This window comes from Gordonia sp. NPDC057258 (assembly GCF_042668985.1).
Lineage (GTDB): Bacteria > Actinomycetota > Actinomycetes > Mycobacteriales > Mycobacteriaceae > Gordonia > Gordonia hongkongensis.
This window is the reverse complement of record NZ_JBHUXZ010000076.1, coordinates 1-2,077: the sequence shown is the minus strand read 5'-3', so window position 1 is coordinate 2,077 and position 2,077 is coordinate 1. Positions and strand designations below refer to the sequence as shown.

Annotated in this window: 1 protein-coding gene; it reads left to right on the top strand. The window is 69.3% G+C overall.

The window, feature by feature from the left end; all coding sequences use genetic code 11:
• Positions 1–43 precede the first annotated feature (43 nt).
• Positions 44–2,077, top strand: a 2,034-nt coding sequence (locus ACFUEJ_RS24135) for a condensation domain-containing protein (RefSeq protein WP_388032369.1), incomplete at its 3' end; no start/stop codon positions are given.

Genomic DNA, 2,077 nt, shown 5'->3' with positions numbered 1-2,077 from the left:
TGGTGTGGGTGAGTTGGAGTATGTGGGTCGTGTTGATTTTCAGGTGAAGTTGCGGGGGCAGCGGATCGAGTTGGGGGAGATCGAAACCGTCCTCGCGAGTGCCGACGACGTGGTCTCGGCAGTCGCGGTGGTGCAGGACGACCGGTTGGTCGCGTACGTCACCGGACCCGACGAGTCGGCGGTGTCGCGGTTACGAGACCATGCCGCCCGCAGGCTCGCGTCGTACATGGTTCCCGACACCGTCATGGTGCTCGACGCGTTGCCGCTGAACACCGCGGGCAAGGTCGACCGAAAAGCCCTGCCCGCACCGGATCTCTTCTCCACTCGACGGGTGGAACCGGACACGGACACCGAGCGCGCGATCGCCGGCATGGTCGCCGAGGTGCTCGGCCGTGGTGGGAACGCCACGGCGATCTCGGTGACGGACAGCTTCTTCGAGATCGGCGGACATTCACTGTCGGCCACTCGGGTGGCGGCGCGGGTCGCTCACGTGTTCGGTGTGCCGTTCGGCGTTCGTGAACTCTTCGATGCACCGAGCGTGCGCGCGATGGCTGCTCTCGTCGACGCGACCCGTCGCACCGACAGCGGTTCACCCGCCGAGACACCAGACCTCGGTTCGATCCCGCGTCCTGCCCGCCTCCCGTTGTCGCCGGCGCAGCAACGCATGTGGTTCATCAACCAGTTCGATCCGGGGTCATCGGCCTACAACATCCCGTTCGCCCTACGGGTGCGTGGTCGTCTCGACGTCGTCGCCTTGCGCGCGGCACTCGCCGATGTGATCGACCGGCACGAGGTGCTGAGGACGCGCTACCCACAGGGCCCGGATGGCCGGCCGTGGCAGGACATCGCAGCGGCTGACGACGTCACCGTCGATCAGTGGTGGCGGACCGCCGGGGTGGAGACGCTGTCCGCGGAACCGTTCGACGTCACCCGCGACCTCCCGATCCGTGCGGGCATTCTCGGATCCGATCCCGACGACCGCGGTGCACACGACCACGTGCTGGTCGTCGTGCTGCACCACATCGCCGCCGACGGCGAGTCACTGGCGCCCCTGGTCGACGATCTCCTGCACGCGTACCGGTCCCGCGTCGAGGGTCGCGCGCCTGTCCGTCCTCCGCTGCCGGTGCACTACGCGGACGTCGCGCTCTGGCAGGAGCGCGCCCTGGGCTCGATCGACGATCCGGACTCCGAACTCGGCAGGCAGTCGCGCTGGTGGCGCGATCACCTCGCCGGCCTGCCCGAGGTCCTCGAGTTGCCCACCGACCGACCCCGGCCGCCGGTGGCGTCCCTCCGCGGGGCGGTGGTGGACCTCGACCTGCCCGAGGGTCTCGCACCCCGCATCGAGTCGTTCGCCCGCGCCCACGGCGTGACCGTGTTCATGGTCTTGCACGCGTCGGTCGCGGTGGTGTTGTCCCGGTTGTCGGGGACGTCGGACATCGCGGTCGGTTCACCGGTGGCCGGCCGTGGGCGTGCCGAGCTCGACGACCTGATCGGCATGTTCGTCAACACTCTGGTCCTACGCACGGAGGTCGACGCCTCGGCCACCTTCGAGGAACTGATCCGGTTGGTGCGCGACACCGACCTCGATGCGTTCGCCGCTGCCGACGTGCCCTTCGAGTACCTCGTCGATGCCCTCGCCCCGGCGCGCAGCGAGGCGTTCGCGCCGCTGACCCAGGTGCTGTTGACCCTCGAACAGACCTCCGTGGGGGAGTTGTCCGCGCCGGGGCTGACGATCACGCCCGTCGAGGCCGGTGCGCCCGCTGCCCGGTTCGACCTCATGATCGGGATGTCCGCCGATCGGGACGACGCCGGTGCCCTCGCCGGGCTGGCCGGCCGGATCGTGTACGCCACCGACCTCTTCGACGAACCCACGGTGCGACGCATCGGTGCGCGGATCGTCGACGTCCTCGACGCGGGCCTCGCCGATCCCGACGTGATCGTCGGCGACATCGACCTCGTCGATGCCACCGAGCGCGCCGCCATCGAGGGTTGGTCGCGTGGTGTGGAGGTGGGGTTGGGGTGGTCGGGTCGTTCGGTGGGGTCGGTGGTTGCTGAGCGGGTGGGGTTGTCGGTGGGT